Source organism: Paraburkholderia sp. Ac-20342 (assembly GCF_017104985.1).
In the GTDB taxonomy this organism is placed as follows: Bacteria; Pseudomonadota; Gammaproteobacteria; order Burkholderiales; family Burkholderiaceae; genus Paraburkholderia.
Genome location: NZ_JAAGPQ010000206.1, coordinates 1 through 1,536, shown reverse-complemented (window position 1 = coordinate 1,536; position 1,536 = coordinate 1). Strand labels below are relative to the sequence as shown.

At 64.3% G+C, this 1,536-nt stretch carries 2 protein-coding genes; both read left to right on the top strand.

The annotated features are described in order from the left end of the window. The coding region (locus G3N58_RS33770; RefSeq protein ID WP_206001361.1) for a dihydrolipoyllysine-residue acetyltransferase at positions 1 to 986 on the top strand (986 nt) is incomplete at its 5' end. 258 nt (positions 987 to 1,244) lie between these two features. Continuing rightward, positions 1,245 to 1,536: biotin/lipoyl-containing protein (locus G3N58_RS33765; protein WP_346778323.1), on the top strand; the 292-nt coding region annotated here is incomplete at its 3' end.

The window sequence follows — 1,536 nt, the reverse complement described above, 5'->3', positions numbered from 1 at the left end:
CTCCGGTCGCGCCGTCCGCGCTCGCGCAGGCGCCGTCGATCCCGGCCGGCGAGGGCGGTTCGCGCCTGCCGAGCCACGCGTCGCCGTCGGTGCGCAAGTTCGCGCGCGAACTCGGCGTCGACGTCGGCCAGGTGAAGGGCTCGGGTCCGAAGGGCCGCATCACCCAGGCCGACGTGACCGCGTTCGTGAAGGGCGTGATGACGGGCCAGCGCGCGGCGCCGGCTGGCGCGGCCGCGCCGGCGAGCGGCGGCGAGCTGAACCTGCTGCCGTGGCCGAAGGTCGACTTCACGAAGTTCGGCCCGGTCGATCCGAAGCCGCTCTCGCGCATCAAGAAGATTTCGGGCGCGAACCTGCATCGCAACTGGGTCATGATTCCGCACGTCACGAATAACGACGAAGCGGACATCACCGAGCTCGAAGCGCTGCGCGTGAAGCTGAACAAGGAGAACGAAAAGGCGGGCGTCAAGTTCACGATGCTCGCGTTCGTGATCAAGGCCTGCGTGGCGGCCCTGAAGAAATTCCCGACGTTCAACGCGAGCCTCGACGGCGACAACCTGGTGTTCAAGCAGTACTACCACATCGGTTTCGCCGCGGACACGCCGAACGGCCTCGTCGTTCCGGTGATTCGCGACGCGGACAAGAAGGGTCTCGTCGACATCGCGAAGGAAATGGCCGATCTGTCGAAGGCCGCGCGCGAAGGCAAGCTGAAGCCGGACCAGATGCAGGGCGGCTGCTTCTCGATCTCGTCGCTGGGCGGCATTGGCGGCACGCATTTCACGCCGATCATCAATGCGCCCGAAGTCGCGATTCTCGGTCTGTCGCGCAGCGCGATGAAGCCGGTGTGGGACGGCAAGCAGTTCGTGCCGCGCCTGACCATGCCGCTGTCGCTATCGTACGACCATCGCGTGATCGACGGAGCGGAAGCCGCGCGCTTCAACGCGTACCTGGGTTCGATTCTTGCCGATTTCCGGCGTGTGATTCTTTGATGTGGTGAGGTGCGCGGGGCGCGGGCGTGTTGTCTGTGATCCGCGTCTCTCGTTGAACTTGCTTTCATGACGGTCTATTGGCGTCGCCCCTGTGCGGGGCGGCACCTACTTTTCTTTGTCTTCCAAAGAAAAGTAGGCAAAAGAAAGGCGCGTCCTTGGGCGGACGGCAAAGGATGATTCTGTCCGTGCTTGTGGCGCCTGTCCGACCGAATGTTGCGAGTTCTCCGCTCATCACGATCAACAGGAGAAGGGGACACTATGAGTCTCGTCGAAGTAAAAGTGCCGGACATCGGTGACTTCAAGGACGTCGACGTCATCGAAGTCAATATCAAACCGGGCGACGTCATCGAGCAGGAGCAGTCGCTGCTGACGCTCGAATCCGACAAGGCGTCGATGGAAGTGCCGAGCGACACCGCCGGCACCGTCAAGGAAGTGCGCATCAAGCCGGGCGACAAGGTTTCGCAGGGTACGGTAATCGCGCTGGTCGAGGCGGCAGCAGGCGGCGCGGCCGCCGCGGCGCCGGCTCCCGCCGCCGCGCCTGCACCCGCTG